The sequence below is a fragment of the Adlercreutzia sp. ZJ141 genome (genome assembly GCF_011038965.1).
Taxonomy (GTDB): Bacteria; Actinomycetota; Coriobacteriia; order Coriobacteriales; family Eggerthellaceae; genus ZJ141.
In genome coordinates this window covers 45,179-66,058 of the sequence record NZ_JAAKEB010000001.1, presented here as the reverse complement: position 1 = coordinate 66,058, position 20,880 = coordinate 45,179, and the positions used below count along the sequence as shown (strand labels likewise).

The following is a 20,880-nucleotide window of genomic DNA, read 5'->3' as shown; positions in this document are numbered from 1 at the left end:
GCGAACTAGCAGGCGGCGTTCTCGATCTCTATACCCTCGATGACGTCGCCCACGCGCAGCTGGGAGATCACGTCCATACCTTCGATGGTCTGACCGAACACCGTATAGTTCGGGTCGAGGAAATGCTGGGTACCCAAACACAGGTAGAACTGTGACCCTGCAGAGTCGGGCTGCTGGGAGCGCGCCATGGCAAGCGCGCCGTCCTCGTGTCTGTTGTTGGGGTTTGTGGTGTACTCCTGCTTGATGGTGTAGCCCGGACCACCCGTACCCAAACCGGCAAACGGGTTGCCTGCATTGCGAACCACTTCTTCAGGTGTTAGATCGCGTGTGTTAGGGCAGCCACCCTGAATGACGAAGTTCGGCACGTAGCGGTGAAACTTCAAGTTATCGTAGAAGCCCTTCTGTGCCAGCTCGACGAAGTTGCCCACATGGATGGGAGCGTCCTTGCCAGCCAGCTGCACACGGATGTCGCCCTTCGACGTCTTGATGACGGCGACTTCATCGCCTGTGGGCTGGTATTCGGGAGTGTACAGCGCCATTTCCCTGCTCCTTATCTTCTCAGATCGCTTGCGAATGCGAAGTGCCCAGATCGGGAACCCCATGGGGCACCCTCCCCCACCACGCAGCTCAAAACCCGCCGTTTGACACAAGCTTCGAACCGAGTTCGCAAGTTTAAATCATCGCATACATTCGAGCATTCTAGCAGGTTGCAAGGCCACTGCTTGAAAAAACGTGCAATGTTCGCAAACGCGCCAATGTATCAGCGTGTCAACGTGTCGGCACACACCGACACGCTTATCTTTACAGCCGATGAAAGATGCTTACCGTTTCCACATGGTAGGTTTGCGGGAACAGGTCGACGGGTTGTACGCTCACAAGCCGGTAGCCCGCTCGCTCGAAGCGCGCTACATCGCGCGCCCAGGTGGCAACGTCGCAGCTCACGTACGCCACACGCGAAGGACGCGACAAAGCGATGCTTTCCACCACACCGTCAGCCAAACCCGCACGCGGCGGATCGACCACCAATGCGTCGAGTCCGCCGAGTTGCGGCAACTCGCGGGCTGCATCGCCACCAATGACATCGATGTCGGCATCGTTCACCTCGGCGTTATGTCGCAGATCGCGCACTGACGACCCGGCAGATTCCACAGCTATGACGTCAGCCCCAGCGCGCGCCAGCGGTACCGAAAATGTGCCCCCGCCCGCGTACAAATCGGCTACCAAAAGACCTTTCACGCCACCTAAACCCTCGAGTACACAATCGACCAGCCGCTCGGCTTGCGCAGTGTTTACCTGAAAAAACGACGGGGCGCTCGTGAAGAAGCGCGTGTCTTTCATCACCTCAACCCAGTGGCCCTTACCTGCAAGCACCTCGACACCCTTCACCTTGCGAGCACGGCCTGGATCAGCCAGTACGCGCACTACGCTCGTCGCACGCACCGCGCTGCCCAGCACCTTAGCCGCCTGCGCACGCGGGAAAACGCCTGGACGAGTCCACAACGCCACCTCAACCTCGTTGGTACGCACGCTGCCGCGCACCCCCACACGAAAGATGCCTAGGTCACGGTTTCCCTGCAAGAAGCGAAGCGCCCCTTGCAAAGCCTTCGGCGCGCGCTGGATGTGACGCACCGCTATTGGGCAAGAATCGGGCGTGAACACGTCATGCGTACCATGCGCGCTGAAACCGAGTGCGAAGGCACCGTTTTTCGCGGTTCCCACGGCAAGTTCGAGCTTGTTGCGGTAGCCAACCTGCCGCTTGCTGGGCAAACACGGTGCCACCAGTCGCTCGGCTTCTGCCTTATCAAACCCACCTGTACGCGCCAGAGCTGACACCACGTTGTAGCGCTTCGACACAAGTTGAGTATCGTAGGATAGGTGTTGCCACGGGCATCCTCCGCACGCATTGGCGTATACACAGAAGCCGCTCACGCGGTCGGGCGAGGCTTGCTTGGGTTCCACCATGCGTCCGCGTGCGTACGAACGCTTTTCTTCCGTCACTTCCACGACAGCAACGTCGCCGGGAGCACCACCTGCGACAAACACCGTCTTGCCATCGGCCAAGCGCCCCACAGCTTCAGGGCCATACCCCATGCGCTCAAGCGTAACCACTTCAGTGCGCGCGCTCTCAACCGCCGCAGCGTTGTTGTTCACTACGACAGTTGAGGCACCATCAGCGCCCTCGCACACACCATGCGACCCCGCTGTCATACCACACGCTTCATCTACCTGCAAAGATGTATAACTGTTACCCATATCGCCTGTTCCCCAAATCAGCTCGCATACGGCGCTCGTCCACTACGACACACACGCGCCCTGTGCAAATTCCATCTTGTTTGCATGCATTCGGATTATGATAGCGTATAATCCAGCGCATGCGCCCTTGTAGCTCAGGGGATAGAGCGTCTGCCTCCGGAGCAGAAAGCCGCAGGTTCGAATCCTGTCAAGGGCACCAGCGCATCGTTTCATGAACCCGCCGTTCGGTGGGTTCATGTGGTTTTTGGAACAAAAAAACGCCTGAAAGCAACTGGCAAGGAAACACTGATTAAAGCCGTCTTACCTACGAAATGGTGCGTCGAATGCTGGCACCGTAGTTCCTGTTGCCGTCAAGGAACAAGCGCCTGCTCACGAAGTTCCACACCGACACGATAAGCCCCACGAATATCTTCGCAAGACGATAATCCATACCCAGCGCATCCACACTGAACCACAGCAGGTTGTTGTTCATTGCCAGACCAATGCCCGACAGAATGCAGAACGTAATGAATTCGCGACGGCGACTCATGTCATCACGATGCGAAAACACGTAGCGCATCGAAGCGCAATAGTTGAACACCGTGGAAATAGCGAACGACGACGTTGCCGACACAAGGTAATTGAAGTTGAAAACTTCAGTAAAGAAAACCAGCAGGCCGTAGTCGAGACAGAACGCAGTCATACCAACAGCGCTGAACTTCACCATCTGCTCAATGAGCTTGCTCATATCACAACCTCTGGTTTCGGTTGCTGTCGTCGCAGCTGCGGCGGCTCCTGCCTTCATGCATCAAAGCATTGATTTTTTCTACCTTCACCTTAAGTGCTTTATTTTGCCATATAATTGCCGTTTGATAAAGGGGCGCTTTATGCGAAAGCAACATCGAACCAAGCAGGCTTATAGCGCCGCCAACCGAACCGCATTGCTCGTTTAACCTGACCGCGAGCGATTGTAACCAAATCGGAAAGGCAGATTATGGCTAGCACCATCAACGAGCCCAAAGATAAGACAGCTCTCACCTATGAGGAAGTGGCTGTTATTATTCCGTGCTACAACGAGGCCGTAACCATCGCCAAGGTGGTCGATGACTTTATCGCCACGCTGCCTGGCGCGCGTGTATTCGTGTACGACAACAATTCCACGGACGGCACCGCAGATATCGCACGTGAGCACGGAGCGATCGTCAAGCACGAGCGACGCCAGGGTAAGGGCAATGTGGTGCGCCAGATGATGCGCGACATCGACGCCAATTATTACGTGATGGTCGACGGCGATGACACCTATCCCGCCAAGGCAGCTCGCGCGCTGCTTGAGCCGCTTTTTTCCGACGAAGCCGACATGGTGGTGGGCGACCGTCTTTCCAACGGCTCCTACGGCGACGAAAACGGTCGTGCGTTCCACGGGTTTGGAAACGACCTGGTGCGTATGCTGATCAAGTGGATTTACGGGTTTAAGTTCTCCGACGTGATGACCGGCTACCGCGCCTACAACCGCACCTTCGCTATGACTATGCCGGTAACCAGTCACGGTTTCGAGATAGAAACAGAGCTGTCAATACATGCAGTTGACAAGGGCTGGCGCATCGCCGAGGTGCCTATCGACTACCGCGACCGCCCCGAGGGTTCGGTAAGCAAGCTATCCACCTTCTCAGACGGCTGGAAGGTACTGAAAACTATCTTGAGTTTGTTTAAGGACTACCGACCGCTGGCGCTGTTCGGGTGGCTGTCGCTGTTGCTGGTTGTAGCAGGACTGATCGCAGGGCTACCGGTAGTTGCCGAGTTTGCCGCTACGGGTTTGGTGCCGCGCATCCCCACGGCACTTCTGGCCGTGGCGCTGGTGCTGTGCGGCCTGCTGTCGCTCGTGTGCGGGCTGGTGCTTGATACCGTGGTGAAAGGCAATCGCAAAAGCTACGAGCTAACCGTGTTGCAAGAGTACCGCAGACAGCAAGAACAGCATCGGAAGTAAAACATTCACTCAGCCAAACGCTTTTGATAGAGCCTGCGTATTGTGCGCTCGAGGCTGGGAAGGTCGGATTCCTCAAACCGGTAGCACACCGTTTGGGGTTGACCTTGCCCATCGTCGCGCTCAACACGCACGAAACGAAGCTCAACACACCAAAAACCTTGGCGCAGCAGCGCATACGCGTAACACGTCGCCTGAAGCTCGTGCTTAGCATGTAGCACATCGGCGTTTTCGTCGTTGGTGCCACCTGTCTTGTAATCGACCACGAACGCACACGGACGCCGCCCATCGGGTGTAGCCACTGCACGCTCGCGTGGTGCGGCAGTCTTGTGCGGTGCGGCAGCCTTGTGCGGTACGGCACCATCGCACGACACGGCAGTCTCACATGACACGGCGGTCGGCTCGGCATCGGTACACAGTAGATCGATCTCGCCTTCCAGGAACACTTCGCGCTCACCAGCACCACCATTCATGCACACAACGAAGGGAACCTCTGCGCGACGGCGCGGCCACGAAAGCGCATCGGCGTACGTATCACTTTGAAACCAGCGCTCGCATGCAGCATGTAGTCGGTTGATCTGATCACACGTAAGCCCATAGGTGCGTGCCAGCGCACGCACACGACGCTTATCAGGTACCTGTCCTGTCTCGATGGCAAACTGGGCCGCACGATGAAACGCGCTACCCAAACGAGTAGCCTCACCCGTTTGAGTGTCAGCAGCACCATCGACAACGTTTGCTCCGGCAGGTTTTTCGGCAAGCCCCTCGCCGACAAGCAACACGCTCGGCTCTTCCGCTGCATGAGACGCATCCGAGATGGCCTGCGCTGTCGATTCGGCAGCAGCAAGTGAGGTGTACGAAAAGAAGCTCGCCTGTCCATACGGCGCCGCCGCCACACCTTCGAAGTGCAGTGGCAGCAGGTTTGGTACCTGAAACGGCACCGTTTCACAATCGGCAACCACTTCTCCCGCACGTATGTCGTGTGTAGGCATATCGACGCCAAGCGCTAAAGGTTCACCTGCTGCATCCGCAGGAGGTGTAACCGTGAAACGCTGGAAGCGAGCAACCTCACCCGAGCCGATACTGAGCGTTGTTTCGCCGCACGGAAAGTCGCCCGCACCACACAGTGCCGAGCGAATTGCATCAACGAGCGGCGGATACGATGGAGCATCTGCCCCTTTCGAGGGCTCCTTCCCCATCATTGCAATTATCAGCGACTCGCTCGCACGCGTGAGTGCCACGTAGAGCAGCCGCTGCGCTTCGGCAGCCTCTTCGGCAGCCTCACGCCGCTCAAGCGCCAAACGCTCGCCTGTCCGCGTGGATAGCGGCACTGCAAGCGCTTCATCTTCACTCAGCTCGTGGATCCATTTATCCGCCCGCTTCTTCACTTCAGAAAAGTGCTTCGCTGTTGCACTCGGTGTAAGCGACAGACTCAAACGTCCCTTTTCACACCCCGTAACGAGCGCGCTTGACGGCGCATGCGTAGTATCGAATTCCGCAACTGCAACAATGGGAAACTCGAGTCCTTTCGACGTGTGCACGGTCATGATTCGCACGGCGTTGCCAGCAGCCCCCGACAACGCGCCGGGCGACTGCTTTATGCCCGCATCGATCATCGACGCGAACGCGCGCGAAACCTTGGCGATGCCGGACGTACCCTGCGCTTCGATATCTTCCACCAAACGCACGGCTTTCAGCACGTTAGCAGCACAGGACAGCCCTTCAGCACCTTTGCCTTCGAGCCGTGTCATCCAACCCGATTCAACAATCAACAGACGCAGCGCATCAGAAGGCGATTGCACGCGCAAGCGCTGGCAGGCATGCGAAAACGTACGCTTTGCAAAGGCAAGCCGTAAAGACGCCTTATCGGATTCGCGCAACGCATCGAACCCGACGTCAATGTCTCGACGCACGTAGCGCGCATGGCGTTCGTCGATGCCGGTACCCAGCCGTAAGAAGTCGTCGGCAGAAAGCTCAAACATTTCGCTTGAAAGCACTTCGAACAGCGCATCGGTGCTGGCAGGGTTCGCAAGCGCCTGCAACGCACGACAGACGATACGTACCTCGGGAGCGTCGGCAAAACGTGATCCTCCCGCAACAACGCACGAAAGTCCCGCCTCGCGCAACGCATCGGCATACACGGAGGCGTTTGTCATCTTGCGAAGCAAAACCACCATGTCGCCTTCCGCATGCCCACATGCCTTCAAATGAGCGAAGCGCTGAGCAATAGCGCAGGCGTTTGCGCGGCGCACGTCGACAGTCGAAACGCCGCTTCCCGCGCCAGCCGGCTGCATAGCAAGCAACAAGTCGATACGGGAAACGTCGCCCTTCCACGACGTGGATCGCCCTTCGTGGAAAGCAAGCGACATGAAGCGGCTGCCAAACATGCACGGCTGCTCAAAGATGCGATCAACCAGAGCCAACACGCTTCGATGGCTGCGGAAATTCCGGTTCATTTCCACATACAGCGCCCCCACTTCAGAAGAGCGCATGTGCTCGCGATGACGCTCGTACACGTTAACGTCGGCACCTCGGAACCGGTAGATCGACTGCTGGGCGTCACCTACTGTGCATAGGTTTTGCGCGTTCTCACCAGCAAGACGCGCTATCAGGTCGATTTGCAGCTGGCTTGTGTCTTGGAACTCATCGACCATCACCAGCTTGAAGCGCCCCTCGTAGCGTTGTGCAATGCTGGGGTTCTCTTCAAGCGCGCGCAGGGCAAGCGAGAGCAGGTCGTCGTTATCGAGCTTTCCCGCTGCCGCCTTCTTGCGCTCGTAGCGCGCAGCAACATCCGTTGCAAGGCAGATAAGTTCGTCTTGCAACGGACGCGTAAGCCCTAACAGCACCTCTTGGGAAATGCGTCCACGAACCTGATTTAACGCAGTAACGCACTCCCTCGTCCCGCGCGATCCGAAGTTGCGCCCTATCCAGGGAATCGAATTCAGCTCTGCCGCAAGCTGCGAAAACTCAGTTCCGCTAGGCTGGGCAAGCAAATCCTGCATGGCAAGCACGCCTTGTTGCGCTGCAGCGCGCGCCTTACAACATGAAGCGGAATCTTTCTCCGCTTCCAGAACGGGAAGCACGTCCTCGAAGGCAACCAACAGCTCACGCGCCAACATGCCAGCATCGGCGGCTTGCGCACCCAGCAACACCGCACTCATACCGCCACGCAAGCCCGACGCGTGATTCAAAAGCGTCGTTACGAGCGACAGCACCGACGTGCCAAACGAGCCGGCTTGCCGCGCGCCGTACTCGTGAAGCAGACGGGCATACGCCCCACTACCCACAATCTCGTTGTTTGATCCCAGCGCCTCATCGAGTGCTAGCGCGATCATTTCCGAACGCTCTTCTTCGCTCACAATGCCAAATGAGGGATCGAGATTCAGCTCAAGCGCATGAGCATGCAGAATGCGTGAACACATGCCGTGAATGGTGGAAATCCACGCGCCATCAACAAGCAGTGCCTCATCAGCAAGCCCTTCAGCACGCAGCGTCCGCTTCACGCGGGCCTTTATTTCGGCGGCGGCCTTTTCCGTGAATGTGATGGCCAGCACCTCGTCGATGCCCGATACCGCCGGGCCGCTTTCTGGAAGCAACGCATAGGCAATGCGCTGCGTGAGCGTAAAGGTTTTACCCGATCCCGCGCCGGCGGACACCACCAGCGGGCCGTCGATGTGCTGGATGCTTCGCCGCTGCTCGGGCGTGCATGCATCAAGATTCATGTCCGCTCCTTTTCGTGCAAGAAAGAACGGGACAATGGTTGCATGCACGCGGGCCACGCGGGTTCGGCTCAATGAAGCCCGCGTACAACTTGTCAGCTACAACACGAATGCGATCCTCCACCGCTTGCACGAGCTCAGCAAACGTTTCGACACCCAGCTCCTCGGCTGCCTCACCAGGAACGGAACAATCGTCGAAGCGTATGTCTGGTAAATCGGCAGGGCCCAACACGGTTCGGTCAACCGATCCTGACACGATAGGCTTTGTCCCGTACGACACGTACAACGCGCCTACTGGCTCAAACCCCAGCAAGCGCTTGACAACCTGCGCATACACGAGTGTTTGAATCTTGTGCGGTAAGCTAGGCGGACAAGCAGGCAGGCAAGTGCTCACAGACGCCTGATCACCCGCGTCCTCGCCGCACGAATCGTACGCAACGGGCGGGGTTGACGGATCGCGCGGATCAGACAAGGCAGACACCTCGCACGGGGTGTCGAAAGTCAAAGGCGAAGCAGAAGACAGTGCGTAATCGGGCCCAACAGATCCCTTGTAATCGATAATAACCGCCTGACCGCGATCGTTTACGTCGATGCGGTCGATACTTCCCCGCAGCAAGAAGCCGGCGTAGTCAAACGGTACCTCATCACCGAAAGGTAGCTCGAAAAAACGCGGCGAGAATCCAGGCAACAACTGGGATTCTCTGCCTAGATAATCGTGCAGATGAGTACGCAGGCGCTCCACTTCATCACGCTCATAGGAATTGGTGGGGATAAGCGGGTTCTGCGACGATCGCAGTGCAGGCTGCTTGGCAAGGTGCACGTTAAACGAAGCGTCCAAAAGCTCGGCTGCTCGAGATGCGTTTTCCTCACCCACCTTGGAAAACCCCTCTTCCTGAAACGCCACGTAGAAGCTGCGCAGCACCGAATGAGCGAAACTACCCATTTCCAGTGGACCAAAACCTGCATCGGGCGCACCAAGCCGCAGACGGCGCTGAGCGAACCATTTATGCGGGCATTCCAAATAGCTTTCCAGTGCAGACGCCGACAGCGGCGCAGAAAGCGGCTCGCAGCTATCAATTGCGCGGGGCAACGCAACAAAACGACGTCCCCATTCGGTTGCACGGTCAGCGGGCGCTTCCTCTGGAAGCGTTTTTGTGTCTTTACGGGAAAGTCCCACGGCCAAACACGCCGTTAGCTCGTCTTCTCCCTGCATACAAGCAAACTCAGCAAGGCACTGAGGAAGACCGGTTGTGCGGTCAACGCACGCATCATTGTCATGTGGGCCACGATAACAGTCGACCACTTCGTCAAACGCAACCGCCGGATATGCCTCGGCGGCATCGACCGTGTTCATCACGCGACATAGAACAACTGCGTTTTTTGCCGCCGAAAGCACGCCAACCAGCTGCCGGCGCATCCGGGAAAGCTCGTCACGATCAGCGGCGATACCCAGTGTCTCAAACAGCAGTGTTTTTGGTGTATCGACGGATCGCACCGGATAATCAGCCGAGGTCATGTCACAGATGATGACCGAATTGCACGAACACGGCTCCATACTAGCCAGCTCACCGAATGACATAACAACAACCTCTGGCGCGTCTTCTTTAGACTGAACGCGTACAGAAACGCTCGTGTTTGCAAGCAAGAACATGGCATCGGGAAAGGACTCACCAACGGCAGATGCGGCATCCAAAACACGACGGGCTTGCGAAGCTGCGGCAAACTGTTCGGCGCGCCATGCGTCATCGAACACAGCACCACCTGTCATCACGCTGTGCTCGAAGGCATCTATGAGCGCCGAGAAATCCCTATTCGTACAATGCTGCAGCATCTTAGCGCACGTATCGCCCGCATGTGTTAGGTCACCTAACAGCCGATCTCGTGACAGCAGGCGATCGGCCCGCCATGCAGCGTCAAGTGACGTAGCATACGCGCGCGGGATTCCCGAAAACGCACTCAGTGCGAAATCGGCAGCAGCAGCACCGCAATCGGCCGCAGTAACCCGGCTATCCGGAAATGCGACAGAGAACAGGGCTAACAGTGCGCGCCCGAGCGACGTGTCGCAAAATGCGCGTCTGCCATGTACGGCAACAACACGTCCCTTTCGTGCAAGCGCACCGGCTATGCTGTCGTATAGGCGCAACGGGTGTTTTGACGACACAGCCACGGGCAGCACCATGCCGCTTTGGGAGACATCAGCACCTAAATCCGATATCGGGCAACCATTGGCCAGCAAACGCTTCACCTCATGCAGTACCGCTTTCGGTTGCGCGTAGCGGCCAGCAGGCAGCACAATGCGCACGTCACCAGTCGCAACAACCGCATCACCAGCTTTGAACAGCCGCGCAAGTACGGCAGAAAGCTCCGTCGAACGCTCGCCTGCAGGCGCGCTTCGACGGGCATCATCGAAACGCTCCACTACGCCTCGTGCGGCAGCGCGCTCAAGTAGCTCGTCGAATGCAACAGGCAGGTAGTCAACACCTACGATGAGTAGCACAGGAAGCTTATCGAGTTGTGATAACTCGCGTGCAACTTGCGAAAGCTCACACAACGAACGATCAGCAAGCAGATCGGCATAACGCACCAGCGCGGCAACCAGCCGGCGCTGTGCATCCGTGAGCGCCTCGTCTGCCACACCCGCACGTTCAATGACCTGCGGCAACGCCTCTGCAGCAAGATCGGCAAGCAGATCGATCAACCCGGGCGCGCAATAAACACTTCCACCCACAGAGCCTTTCTCGGCCGCATCAGTTGCTTCGTTTTCGTTCGTTGCACGCTCTTCCACCTCGCGCAGCGCTTTTGCCACCAGCAGCTTACGAAGATACGAATCCACCACAACGCGCCCATCGCCATAGAGCTCCCAGTGGTCCCGAAGCCACGACGCGAAGGTTTCGACGCGCACCCCGAACGCGCACTCACGCTGAGCACACGTAACACGCACACGCATGGCCATAGAGTGCGAAGAAACCACGATCACCGGCACGCTCGAATCGGCAGGCAACTCTTGCACACGAGTAAGCGCAGCATCGAGCGCAGCGGAGAAGTTATCGTATGAGACTCGTTTATAAGGCATGCGCCTATTGTAGCGTCTCACGTTTCTTTCCGCACGAGAGCTTTCCGTGCTTTCCGCACGAAGCCCCAAAACACAGCAATTTCTGCTCTTGAGGAGCTCGTGTAGAGTTGGTAAAGTTTCCGCGCATCGAAAAACACATCTTGCAAACGTGCGTTCAATCTGCGATACTACACAAGCTGTTTTCGCAAGGAAACGCTTCGTCCCCATAGTCTAGAGGTCAGGACGCGGCCCTTTCAAGGCTGAGACACGAGTTCGATTCTCGTTGGGGGCACCAAGAGAACCGCAGGTCAGAAGACAGATTCTGACCTGCTTTTTTATATCAGACAAACATGCGCGAAACCCTGCCTTAAAGCCCCATCGGCCCTACAAGCGCCTGAGCTGGCACGGTTCGCTACACGAAAGGATCCACCCCATGAACGCATTTGAAGCGCTCGGACTGTCGTCCGCTGCTTTGGCATCGTGCGCCGATTTCGGCTACGAACATCCCACCCCCGTACAAGAACAGGCCATCCCCTTGGTGCTCGCCGGTCGCGATATTATCGCTGCAGCAAAAACCGGTACGGGCAAAACCGCCGCATTCTCACTGCCGACGATGAGCACCCTTCCCCACGCGAAAAAGAGACAAGGACCGCTCATGCTTGTTGTCACCCCCACGCGAGAACTTGCGCAGCAAATCGGCAAGACATGCCAGACAATCGCCCAGCACACCCACCATCGCGTGCTCACCGTAGTTGGCGGCGTATCCTATAATCCACAAAAAGAAGCGCTCAAGCGCGGCACCGACGTGCTCATCGCCACACCAGGGCGTCTGATCGATCTGATGGACCAACAAGCTGTGCGCCTTGACGACGTAGCTGTACTCGTGCTCGACGAAGCAGATCGCATGCTTGACATGGGGTTTTGGCCTTCTATGCGCAAAATCGTCGCAGCAACCCCAAAAACGCGCCAAACGATGTTGTTCTCCGCCACCATCGACCGCACCATCATGGGCACCGCCGGCAAACTGCTGCACAACCCTGCCATGGTAGAAATCGCACACATTGGAGAGGTGGCCGACCGCATTGACCAGTACGTCATCCACGTGCAGCAAGCGGTGAAGCCGGCACTTTTAAAAGGCCTGCTAGCCGAGCGCGGATCAAAGCGCGTCATGGTGTTCTGTCGCACACGCGGCCGTACCGACGCTACGTGTCGCCGTCTGAAGCGCGCTGGCGTGTCGGCTGAAGCCATCCATTCCGACCGTACCCAGAGTCAGCGTAAGCGCGCGCTTGACAACTTCGCTGCCGGACGCACCGATGTCATTGTGGCAACCGATGTGCTGGCACGCGGTATCGACGTGGACAACGTGAATTACGTGGTGAATTATGATTTACCCATGCAAGCCGAAGACTACATCCACCGCATCGGCCGAACGGGACGCGCCGGTGCCGAAGGCTTCGCAGTGTCGTTCGTGAGCCCTGATACCACCTCGCTGCTAAAAGACATCGAGAAGTTGCTGAAAACGTCCATTCCGGAAATGGAGCTTACGCAGTTCAACATGCAGGATGCGACAAACGAGGTAGCAGCGAAAGCAGCACGCATCGATGCGCGGCGCGACCCCGAAATCCAGCAGGCGAAAAAGGAGCTCGCCGCCCGACGCCGTAAGAAAGAGAAAACGCGCAGCGCACGCAACTCAAATAACACCGCACACCCTCAGTCAAAGCACGCGGCGAAACCAAGCGCAACTTCCCGACCAAAGCAAACGTCCAAGCCGAATCGGGCGGCAAAGACAACCCAGCAAGCGAAACCTGCACGCCATACACCGAAACAGGATTTCCGGCCCGGCCGTGCGCATCGAGCAGCCATCGCTCGAAAACGCGAAGGTGCACGCTAAACGACTCACCCTCACCCGCCCGTTGTATCGCTGCGAGCAGTGCGCAGCACAGCCCTTCACGTGAAAAATCATCCAGCTGGCGAAAGTTCAGCGCATGAGCTCACAGACGCGCCTATAGTAGCAGCATACGGTTTCCATGAGGGGAAAGGGATGCCATGCGCATTGCCGTCGCAAGCGATGGACTCAACGTGTCGACCTCACTCGAGGGCAGCGCGAGCATCACCTTCTACACCATTGTAAACGGCAGAACGACCGAATGTCAGAACCTGCCGAACCCTCACCTTCCCCTCGATAAGCTTGCCGATGCCCTGCAACAGCTCGACGTGCGTGTAGCCATCGCCCACTCGTTTGATACTGCAGCAACGGCATGTCTCGCTTCGCGTGGTATTGATACGTGCCGCACATCCACTCAGCTTTCTAGTGCAGCCATGGAGGCCTACCTACGTGGCTTACTTAGTTGCCCCGAAGACCTGTTCGATGATGAAGAAGTACCCGCTTAAAACGACGTCGAAGTAACGTCGCTGTTCAGGCGGGAAGTCTCTTGTTGTTGCCGGTGTAAGATTCCCCATCGAACGACACGCAGTACTTGAGTAATTGCGTTGGCACCCCCCCCTACACCGCTCATACCGTTGCCAAGCGGGAACCGTTTCGTTTCTGCGACGCTGCCAGCACTCCACATACACAGAGTACCCTTTGAAGTACAGAAGAAAAGCCATTCGAGAGATTGGAGACATCATGGAATACCGCACCGGAGACACACCAGGAATTGGACGCTATCAATGCTTGCACTGCGGCTACATCGTTCGCCTTACCAGCGACAACGAGAAGCTCCCCGCATGCCCAAACTGCGGGCACCACGCATTCGAGAAGCTTGAGGACAAGTAAGACAACCGCACAATGGAAGCGGACATAAGCCCACATCGAAGGACCCCCGTCAAAGCATTGGCTGGGGTCCTTCGCATGGTTAAGGCAGAAAGCAAAACGGCCTCGGGAGTTTCCCAAGGCCGCATGGTTAACGTGGAGCGGACAACGGGGTTCCCGCGCTCGCTTTGCGAGCGCTCATTCCCGCGCAATCACAGATTGCTCGGGCGAATGCCTAAAAACATGCTTTTGCATGTTTTCTTAACGGCATTCCACCCTAATGGGTTCGAACCCCTTTGGCCTACCAGAAAGCAAAACGGCCTCGGGAATTTCCCAAGGCCGCATGGTTAACGTGGAGCGGACAACGGGGTTCGAACCCGCGACCCCCACCTTGGCAAGGTGGTGCTCTACCAGCTGAGCCATGTCCGCATATTGAATTATCAAACCATCCGAAAATGGAGGCGACGCCCGGATTCGAACCGGGGATGAAGGCTTTGCAGGCCTCTGCCTTACCACTTGGCCACGTCGCCTTGTCAACGTTCACTAAAAGGCCGGCCACCGAAGTGGTCGGCCCTCAAGATCAATGGAGCGGACAACGGGGTTCGAACCCGCGACCCCCACCTTGGCAAGGTGGTGCTCTACCAGCTGAGCCATGTCCGCATCGCGAGAAAGTATGTTACTCGATATACACTGCGGGGGCAAGACCCATTTTCAACTTTTTCCCGAAAAAAGTCCTTCACAAGACCAATGAGTTCGGGTAGAATACCATCCGTTGCGTTAAGGCAGCATGTCGGAGTGGTGGAACGGCAGACACGCTAGCTTGAGGTGCTAGTGCCCATATCTCGGGTGTGCGGGTTCAAATCCCGCCTCCGACACCAGAAACAAGATGCGCGAACCCTTTGGGTTCGCGTTTTTTCTTAGCACGGAAAAGCCGTTCGTGCGAGCATTGAAGTTTTCGCACGGTACCCGCATTGCGAAGGAGTGTGCCCATGGCGATGATCGCGAAACAACCAGTATCCGCCCGCATGCGCTCCATCCGCCACGTGTTATGGGCAGTATTGTTTCTAAACTTGGCGGTGGCGGCGGCGAAATACGTTTGCGGCACGCTTATTGGCTCGGCGTCCATGCAAGCCGACGGCATCCATTCGGTATTTGATTCGCTGGGAAACGTCGTCGGAATTGTCGGCATTGCGGTTGCGTCGCGCCCAGCCGACGAAGGACACCCCTACGGCCACGCGAAGTTCGAAACATACGCGAGCTTAGCCATTGGCGCGCTCCTACTCTTAGCTGCATTCAAGGTTGGAAGCAGCGCCGTTACTAAGCTGCTTACAGGTTCTTACGCTGTTGATGTCACACCTGTATCGTTTGCTGTGATGGTTGGCACATTGGCTGTGAATCTAGGTGTGACGCTGTACGAGCGCCGGGCAGGCAAGCGCTTGGGAAGCGAAATACTCGTAGCCGATGCAAGTCACACGCTCTCAGACGCACTGGTATCCATTGGAGTTATCGTGGGACTCGTGCTCGTGAAGCTGGGATTTCCCATGGCAGACCCCATCATGGCGCTGGTGGTAACGGTGGCTATCCTGGCGACAGGCTACGACGTGCTTAAACATGCTCTGGTCACACTTTCCGACCATTCACGCATTCCTGAAGACGACGTGCGCACCTGCGTGATGAGCATTGCGGGCGTGCGCGACACTCACCACATTCGCACGCGCGGAACGGAAGGTGAAGTATACGCCGATCTGCATGTGTTGGTTGATCCGCAGATGACCGTAGTCGCGGCGCATGACTTAAGCGAGCGGGTTGAAACAGAAGTAAAGCGATGCTTCCCACACGTAACCGAAGTTCTCGTGCACATCGAGCCCGACGACGGCCATATCGATTAGCGGAATTAGCACACACAAAGCGACGCTTAACCTACACTTTCTAAGAGTGCAGCCGTGTAGCGAAAGATGCGTGACGGGTACATAACAACTTAACAACGTGAAGGCGCACAGAAAAAGGCCACCGAACCGAAGTATCGATGGCCTGATGTTCCAATGGTGGGCGATACAAGATTTGAACTTGTGACCCCTACCGTGTCAAGGTAGTGCTCTCCCCCTGAGCTAACCGCCCATTGGCTTGCTGACCCGTTTCCGTTTCAGCAAGAAAGTAGTTTATCAGAATACGCTGACGAGTCAACAAAAAATTGAAACAATTTCAACCGCTTCAATGGGTTCAACGAAGCACCGAAAAACTCAACTACCGCGCTATCGTTCCCTGAGGATAGATAACCATAAGCACGATAAGAGAAAGCAGGAAGATAACCGCAAAGACAATGGTGATGCGGTCGAGATTCTTCTCAACAATGCTCGTGCCCGACTGCGTCGAGTAAATGGAGCTGGCAATCATGTCCGAAATGCCTGTGCCCTTCCCCGAGTGCAGCAGAATGAACACAATCAGGCCGATGCCGGACACAACAAGCAGGATAAGCGTAATTATGAGAAGCGGATTCACAGTGTATCTCTTCTTTCATTCAAGAACTCAAGCATGCAAGTTGTAAAGTATACCGAAACGCAGCATTGCTGACAACAGAAAACTTGTTCCCTGGCCTAAACCCAACCCATTCGGTGTTGGTTGCACCTTAATTGCCTACGTACCGTCGTTTTCATGCATAGTGACCGAACGGTCACTTTTTGGTCTGACAACTGTATCAGGTTGTGGATTGGATTGGCAACATGAACGGAGATAAATCGAAAAGCACTCCCATGGAGTCTTCGAAACAAACTGCGCAAACAGCGAATCTCACGGCTGGCGGGCACGCGCTGCCCGCCGATTGGCTCGGACGCATCGTGCTCATCTGGAGCGGATACGCCGTCTCGATGTTCGCGGGTAACGCCGCCAGCTATGCTGGCATCTGGTACGCGACCGAAACGACGGGCTCTCCTTTGAGTCTCGCGTTCCTCTACGTACTGGCATTTCTGCCCATGGGACTGCTCTCCCCATTCGGGGGCGTCGTGGCCGACAAGCTCAATCGCAAGGTTATCATCGTAGTCTGCGACACACTCATGGCGCTGACCAGTTTGGCGTTAGCTGCCTGGACCTTCATCTCTGGCCCAAGTTTCGCCGCGGTCGCGCTGTACTGCGCTGCGTTCGGTTTCGTATCGGGATTTCGCACACCGGCTTACAACGCGACCATGCCCCTGCTCGTGCCCGAACGTCATCTCGTGCGCATCAACAGCATGGACACGCTGCTCGGCAGCATCTCGATGATCGCGGGTCCGGCGCTCGGCATCCTGCTGTACACGAGTTTCGGCCTTCAATACGTGCTTCTCCTTGGGGGCTTCGGTGCCGCAGCCGCCGGCGTCACGATGCTGCTCGCGGTGATTCCGCGTGAGCACGGTGCGCATGGGCAAGCGGGAGCGTGGGCAAGCCTCAAGGAAGGCGCGTCCGCCCTGGCGGGCCAGCGCGGCTTGCTTGTGCTGACCATCGGCGTGTCGCTCGGCATGCTTGCGTACGGGCCAATCGATTCGCTGATGCCCCTCATAGTGCACGAACATTTCGGAGGGGACGGATTTGCGGCGTCGCTCGTCGCCGCAGTCATGGGTGTGGGTCTGCTCGTCGGCTCGGTGGTGCTCATGACCGTGAATCCACGCAAAAAGCTCGCACGCATCATTGTCGCAGCTGCGGTCGTGGTCGGATCGGGCGCAGCGATAGCGGGCCTCATTCCCGAGGGCGGCTATTGGGCATTCGTGGCGTGCATCGGCGTGCTGGCCGTCGCTTGCGCGTGGTTCAACGCGCCCCTCATGACGCTTCTGCAAAAGAACATCCCCGATGAGAAGCTCGGCCGCGTGATGGGACTCTTTACGGCCATGAACGGGCTGGCTATTCCCACAGGCACGGCACTCGGAGGCCTCATCGCCGAAGTCACAGGCACACCGCTTTTCTTCCAAATCGATGGCATCTTCATTCTTCTGCTGGCCGTTACGCTTGGCCTTTCCAAGAGCGTGCGGGAACTTGATGCTGTTTTTCCCGGTCATCCTGCCGTTGAGCAGACGCCATAGGGAAACATACGCGGTCACCCTGAAGGAAAAGACTGAATAACACGCGCGTATAGGCCGAAAGCTTTATCATTATCCAAAACAATCTTGAAAGGTGGCTCTCATGCCTTTTGACTATAAAAAGGAGTTCAAAGAACTCTACCTGCCCAAGAAAAAGCCTGAACTCATAGAGGTTCCATCGATGAACTATGTTGCCATCAGGGGAAAGGGCAATCCCAACACAGAAGATGGTGCTTACAAGCAGTCTATACAGAAACTATATGCAATTTCGTACACCATAAAGATGTCGAAGATGGGCGAATATCGTATAGATGGATACTTCGACTATGTCGTACCTCCTCTGGAAGGTTTCTGGTGGATGGAAAACAAGGGCAAGCCCGATTTCACAAAAAAGGATACTTTCAACTGGATCTCATGCATCAGATTACCGGAATTCGTCACTCCCATTGTTTTCCAGTGGGCAGTAGCGGAGGCAGAAGCTAAGAAAGGTATGAATCTTTCCGATGCTGAATATCTTGTTGTCGACGAAGGACAATGCGCCCAAATCATGCATGTCGGCTCCTATGACAGCGAACCGGAGACCATCGATAAGCTGGATGCATTCGTGATCGAGGCTGGCTTCGTTCCCGACTTCACTCAGTCAAGGCATCATCACGAGATATATCTCTCTGATCCGAGACGCGTCAAGCCAGAGAATTGCAAGACGGTCATTCGCATCCCGATCAAAAGGGCTTAGCCACACAAGACATCCAGGCTAGCACAAGCACTGATATGAAGGTCATCTTCCTCTTGGATAGGGCAATAAGAACGGGAAGCTACGTCCGGAACAGTTCGCAGTATAGGAGGTTGGGAGTTCGAAGGCGTCTTACGCTGCCAGTCAATTCTCCATAATTGCCTGATATTATTTGAGTCATCCGTTGGGGTCGTTTCGGACGTAAGCCCAAGGGAGCCGTTTTGGCTAGCATGAGGCACCCATCGCATTTCCGCGTCGGGTGCCGTCTACCCAAAATCACACATTGTCGGACTCAATCGGCATTTCGAATAAGAGTTCTTCCGCATCGATCCCGCAATACTCAAACACCGATTTCAGCAAGTCGATTTTTACAGCTGTGCTAGAAGAAGTACGGGCGTAAACCCCGGTGGCAATCTTTGAATACCCGGGAGCCTCCGTGCTCCGGAATGCACTTGCCGGATAGTTTGCGCCATCAACCAGTGAATGTATCTTGGCGGGCTCAAGCTCATGAAGCAGCTGGAGAACCTTCGCTTCCATATCGTTCCATTGCGACGCTACGTAACGCACACCCATAAAGCTGAATGCCGCGATTCTCCTACCGGTGAATTCTGTGCCAGAGCTAAGCTCGGCCATCTCGGGCAGAACAAGCTTCGGCTCATAATCCGTTTTAGGAAAGGGCCATGTTGAGAGAAATTGCTTTTCGAGCATTTCCTCTCGTTTTTTCATCTGTAGCTCGCCCCAGGTATCTTGCTGAGCGATCCACTGGTTCATGCGAAAGCCGCTTGCTTTGAAGCCATCCTTCATGTCACGCTTCTGCTGAAAAGGCCGGTTACTGTAATCGGAGTTGTATGCCGTAAGGGTGAGGTTTGCCATCTTATGGCACCATTCATCATGCACTCGCTCCCAGTCATCGCCCAGCGCCTTCTTCCATTCCGCATTGAGAGTCTGGGGCATAACGTGTTCGACTGAGAAAGTACCCTCTTTAAGACCAGCGACCACTTCAACTCGTTCGTCGCTCGTTCCGTTTTCCAGCCTGTCATATAGATAGAACTTGCGGTTCTGGATGCGATAGAAGTCGCGTGTGTTAAGCGCGTAAAGAAATTCACCATCGTCGGGAAGCCTGCTCTGGCCACCTTTATGGGTGAGAACGTATTTGACTACCTCGGCATATTCGGCTCCGCCCGCGACACCTCTAAGCGTATCGCCGTGCAAGGTCTCAAATACCTTGTTCAAGGCATTCGCTGGAAGGCCGGTTGCCCACCTCCTGAAAAGATAGGTATCCAGCGTCCATAGAACTTCAGCAACGGATTCGTCGTCAATCTCTCCTTGTGCGCGATACTCAAGAAGGTTGAGCAGATAAGGCTGCGTGACGCTCGCATCAAAGTCATGAATCGCCCTCAATACGGTATCAATCTCTTTCACTCCGGTATCGTAGCGTATGCATGCCCGGTAGTGCTTTGAGTACGCGAGCAACTGTTCTAACAGCGCTTCGGTATCTATATCGAGCGCCCTGCTGTCGGGATCGCTGAAGTATTTGTGAGCATACGTGCGAAACGCCGGGTAAACTTTCTTGATCGCAGGCGTCTTTGCCTCACGCGCTGCAAGGAAGAAGCGGATGTAGTCGCTCACCTTGTAGTCGGTGTTCTTCTCTACAGCATTCCAGTAATCCTCGTAGTAGGTCTCTTGCCGCTCCTGGTCGAGGTTCATGAGCACGAAATTGCGTATCTTATCGGCTTCAGAGAGGTCTAGGCCGGTCGAGTTGAGGCTTTCGAAGATTAGCTGTGCGTCATCCGGTGGGTCAAGCGTGATATCGATAATGCAAAGTGACTTGATGGCTTCGTAGAGCTCGTCAACACTGATGTCCATGTGGGCTATTCGTCCGAGAAAGTACAGGAAGTTCTGCGTAACGTTCGATCCCTGAATGTAATCGTCGGGCTTTTCGTCAAGAATAGCCTTAAATGCTTCGCTGTCGTTCTTTACAAGCTTCAGTCGCAACTTCTGGTCCTGCTTGTGTTTCTTGTCAATGAGGTAGTAATCGTCAATATCGTCAGCCAGATCATCATCTTGGGAGGTCGCAATACCAGCTTTTACCTGCGTTCTGATGGCAGCTAGTAGCAGAAAAACGGTCGTTATTCGCTGCTGGCCATCAATGACCACACGCTCCCCACGTGGCGTCTGCGAAACGATGCTCCCAAAGAAATGTTCCTGCCGCCCCGCTTTCGAAACTTCTACCAGATCGTCGAAAAGCCTGCCACATTGCTCAGGCTTCCAATCGTAGTTGCGCTGGTATACAGGTATCACAAAACGCGTGAGCTTTCCCTCAATTAGATCTGTCAAATACTGCTTATGACCGTCCATACGTAGCCAC

The 20,880-nt window shown here is 56.0% G+C and carries 14 protein-coding genes and 7 tRNA genes; 10 read left to right on the top strand and 11 right to left on the bottom strand.

The window, feature by feature from the left end; translation table 11 throughout:
* Window positions 1–5 precede the first annotated feature (5 nt).
* Together G7Y44_RS00290 and rlmD are read right to left on the bottom strand one after the other, a co-directional pair.
* The gene (locus G7Y44_RS00290; protein WP_165246904.1) at window positions 6–539 is read right to left on the bottom strand and encodes a peptidylprolyl isomerase; all 534 of its coding nucleotides are present in this window, start codon (window positions 537–539) and stop codon (window positions 6–8) included.
* Between the two features lie 262 nt (window positions 540–801).
* On the bottom strand, window positions 802–2,253 hold the full coding sequence (gene rlmD, locus G7Y44_RS00285) for a 23S rRNA (uracil(1939)-C(5))-methyltransferase RlmD (RefSeq protein ID WP_241159109.1): 1,452 nt from the start codon (window positions 2,251–2,253) through the stop codon (window positions 802–804).
* Between the two features lie 123 nt (window positions 2,254–2,376).
* Here rlmD and G7Y44_RS00280 point away from each other — a divergent pair.
* A tRNA-Arg gene (locus G7Y44_RS00280) sits at window positions 2,377–2,452 on the top strand.
* 105 nt (window positions 2,453–2,557) lie between these two features.
* On the opposite strand, the gene G7Y44_RS00275 is transcribed toward G7Y44_RS00280, so the two are convergent.
* Window positions 2,558–2,980, bottom strand: coding sequence for a GtrA family protein (locus G7Y44_RS00275; protein WP_165045172.1), 423 nt, complete (start codon window positions 2,978–2,980; stop codon window positions 2,558–2,560).
* Window positions 2,981–3,226: 246 nt separating this feature from the next.
* Here G7Y44_RS00275 and G7Y44_RS00270 point away from each other — a divergent pair, with 246 nt between their 5' ends.
* Window positions 3,227–4,216 (top strand): glycosyltransferase, encoded by a 990-nt coding sequence (locus G7Y44_RS00270; protein ID WP_165246621.1) that lies wholly within the window; start codon window positions 3,227–3,229, stop codon window positions 4,214–4,216.
* A gap of 5 nt (window positions 4,217–4,221) precedes the next feature.
* Here G7Y44_RS00270 and G7Y44_RS00265 read toward each other — a convergent pair whose 3' ends face one another.
* Both G7Y44_RS00265 and G7Y44_RS00260 read right to left on the bottom strand, forming a co-directional pair.
* Window positions 4,222–7,935, bottom strand: coding sequence for a UvrD-helicase domain-containing protein (locus G7Y44_RS00265; protein WP_165246619.1), 3,714 nt, complete (start codon window positions 7,933–7,935; stop codon window positions 4,222–4,224).
* Window positions 7,925–11,026 (bottom strand): PD-(D/E)XK nuclease family protein, encoded by a 3,102-nt coding sequence (locus G7Y44_RS00260; protein ID WP_165246617.1) that lies wholly within the window; start codon window positions 11,024–11,026, stop codon window positions 7,925–7,927. Before G7Y44_RS00260 ends, G7Y44_RS00265 begins: the two co-directional genes overlap by 11 nt.
* A gap of 178 nt (window positions 11,027–11,204) precedes the next feature.
* Here G7Y44_RS00260 and G7Y44_RS00255 point away from each other — a divergent pair.
* From G7Y44_RS00255 to G7Y44_RS00240, 4 genes are all read left to right on the top strand, one after another.
* Window positions 11,205–11,279 (top strand) — tRNA-Glu (locus tag G7Y44_RS00255).
* A gap of 138 nt (window positions 11,280–11,417) precedes the next feature.
* Window positions 11,418–12,875, top strand: coding sequence for a DEAD/DEAH box helicase (locus tag G7Y44_RS00250; RefSeq protein WP_165246615.1), 1,458 nt, complete (start codon window positions 11,418–11,420; stop codon window positions 12,873–12,875).
* Window positions 12,876–13,030: 155 nt separating this feature from the next.
* The gene (locus G7Y44_RS00245) at window positions 13,031–13,375 is read left to right on the top strand and encodes a NifB/NifX family molybdenum-iron cluster-binding protein (protein ID WP_165045162.1); all 345 of its coding nucleotides are present in this window, start codon (window positions 13,031–13,033) and stop codon (window positions 13,373–13,375) included.
* A gap of 235 nt (window positions 13,376–13,610) precedes the next feature.
* Window positions 13,611–13,760, top strand: a complete 150-nt coding sequence (locus G7Y44_RS00240) for a zinc ribbon-containing protein (RefSeq protein ID WP_165045160.1) — start codon at window positions 13,611–13,613, stop codon at window positions 13,758–13,760.
* A gap of 329 nt (window positions 13,761–14,089) precedes the next feature.
* On the opposite strand, the gene G7Y44_RS00235 is transcribed toward G7Y44_RS00240, so the two are convergent.
* The 3 genes from G7Y44_RS00235 to G7Y44_RS00225 form a co-directional block, all read right to left on the bottom strand.
* Window positions 14,090–14,165 (bottom strand) — tRNA-Gly (locus G7Y44_RS00235).
* Between the two features lie 27 nt (window positions 14,166–14,192).
* Window positions 14,193–14,266: transfer RNA gene (locus tag G7Y44_RS00230), tRNA-Cys, on the bottom strand.
* A gap of 54 nt (window positions 14,267–14,320) precedes the next feature.
* Window positions 14,321–14,396: transfer RNA gene (locus tag G7Y44_RS00225), tRNA-Gly, on the bottom strand.
* A 129-nt stretch (window positions 14,397–14,525) separates the two neighbouring features.
* Between G7Y44_RS00225 and G7Y44_RS00220 the strand changes: the two genes are divergently transcribed.
* Window positions 14,526–14,614: transfer RNA gene (locus G7Y44_RS00220), tRNA-Leu, on the top strand.
* A 111-nt stretch (window positions 14,615–14,725) separates the two neighbouring features.
* Entirely contained in the window at window positions 14,726–15,625 is a 900-nt protein-coding gene (locus G7Y44_RS00215) for a cation diffusion facilitator family transporter (RefSeq protein ID WP_371807447.1), read from the top strand.
* 154 nt (window positions 15,626–15,779) lie between these two features.
* Here the strand turns inward: G7Y44_RS00215 and G7Y44_RS00210 are convergent.
* Together G7Y44_RS00210 and secG are read right to left on the bottom strand one after the other, a co-directional pair.
* Window positions 15,780–15,854, bottom strand: a tRNA-Val gene (locus tag G7Y44_RS00210).
* 126 nt (window positions 15,855–15,980) lie between these two features.
* Window positions 15,981–16,235 (bottom strand): preprotein translocase subunit SecG, encoded by a 255-nt coding sequence (secG, locus tag G7Y44_RS00205; protein WP_165045158.1) that lies wholly within the window; start codon window positions 16,233–16,235, stop codon window positions 15,981–15,983.
* A 251-nt stretch (window positions 16,236–16,486) separates the two neighbouring features.
* Here secG and G7Y44_RS00200 point away from each other — a divergent pair, with 251 nt between their 5' ends.
* Window positions 16,487–17,782 (top strand): MFS transporter, encoded by a 1,296-nt coding sequence (locus G7Y44_RS00200; protein ID WP_165246611.1) that lies wholly within the window; start codon window positions 16,487–16,489, stop codon window positions 17,780–17,782.
* Between the two features lie 100 nt (window positions 17,783–17,882).
* A complete protein-coding gene (locus G7Y44_RS00195; protein WP_165246609.1) occupies window positions 17,883–18,515 on the top strand; it encodes a GyrI-like domain-containing protein in 633 nt (210 codons plus the stop codon).
* 273 nt (window positions 18,516–18,788) lie between these two features.
* Here the strand turns inward: G7Y44_RS00195 and G7Y44_RS00190 are convergent, their stop codons facing one another.
* Complete coding sequence (locus G7Y44_RS00190) at window positions 18,789–20,870, bottom strand: DUF262 domain-containing protein (RefSeq protein WP_165246607.1); 2,082 nt, start codon at window positions 20,868–20,870, stop codon at window positions 18,789–18,791.
* Window positions 20,871–20,880: the final 10 nt, after the last annotated feature.

Bases quoted from the DNA above. Each gene is read 5' to 3' on its own strand.
- G7Y44_RS00290 (WP_165246904.1), bottom strand. From the start codon at position 539: ATGGCGCTGTACACTCCCGAATACCAGCCCACAGGCGATGAAGTCGCC.
- rlmD (WP_241159109.1), bottom strand. From the start codon at position 2,253: ATGGGTAACAGTTATACATCTTTGCAGGTAGATGAAGCGTGTGGTATG.
- G7Y44_RS00275 (WP_165045172.1), bottom strand. From the start codon at position 2,980: ATGAGCAAGCTCATTGAGCAGATGGTGAAGTTCAGCGCTGTTGGTATG.
- G7Y44_RS00270 (WP_165246621.1), top strand. From the start codon at position 3,227: ATGGCTAGCACCATCAACGAGCCCAAAGATAAGACAGCTCTCACCTAT.
- G7Y44_RS00265 (WP_165246619.1), bottom strand. From the start codon at position 7,935: ATGAATCTTGATGCATGCACGCCCGAGCAGCGGCGAAGCATCCAGCAC.
- G7Y44_RS00250 (WP_165246615.1), top strand. From the start codon at position 11,418: ATGAACGCATTTGAAGCGCTCGGACTGTCGTCCGCTGCTTTGGCATCG.
- G7Y44_RS00245 (WP_165045162.1), top strand. From the start codon at position 13,031: ATGCGCATTGCCGTCGCAAGCGATGGACTCAACGTGTCGACCTCACTC.
- G7Y44_RS00240 (WP_165045160.1), top strand. From the start codon at position 13,611: ATGGAATACCGCACCGGAGACACACCAGGAATTGGACGCTATCAATGC.
- G7Y44_RS00215 (WP_371807447.1), top strand. From the start codon at position 14,726: ATGGCGATGATCGCGAAACAACCAGTATCCGCCCGCATGCGCTCCATC.
- G7Y44_RS00200 (WP_165246611.1), top strand. From the start codon at position 16,487: ATGGAGTCTTCGAAACAAACTGCGCAAACAGCGAATCTCACGGCTGGC.
- G7Y44_RS00195 (WP_165246609.1), top strand. From the start codon at position 17,883: ATGCCTTTTGACTATAAAAAGGAGTTCAAAGAACTCTACCTGCCCAAG.
- G7Y44_RS00190 (WP_165246607.1), bottom strand. From the start codon at position 20,870: ATGGACGGTCATAAGCAGTATTTGACAGATCTAATTGAGGGAAAGCTC.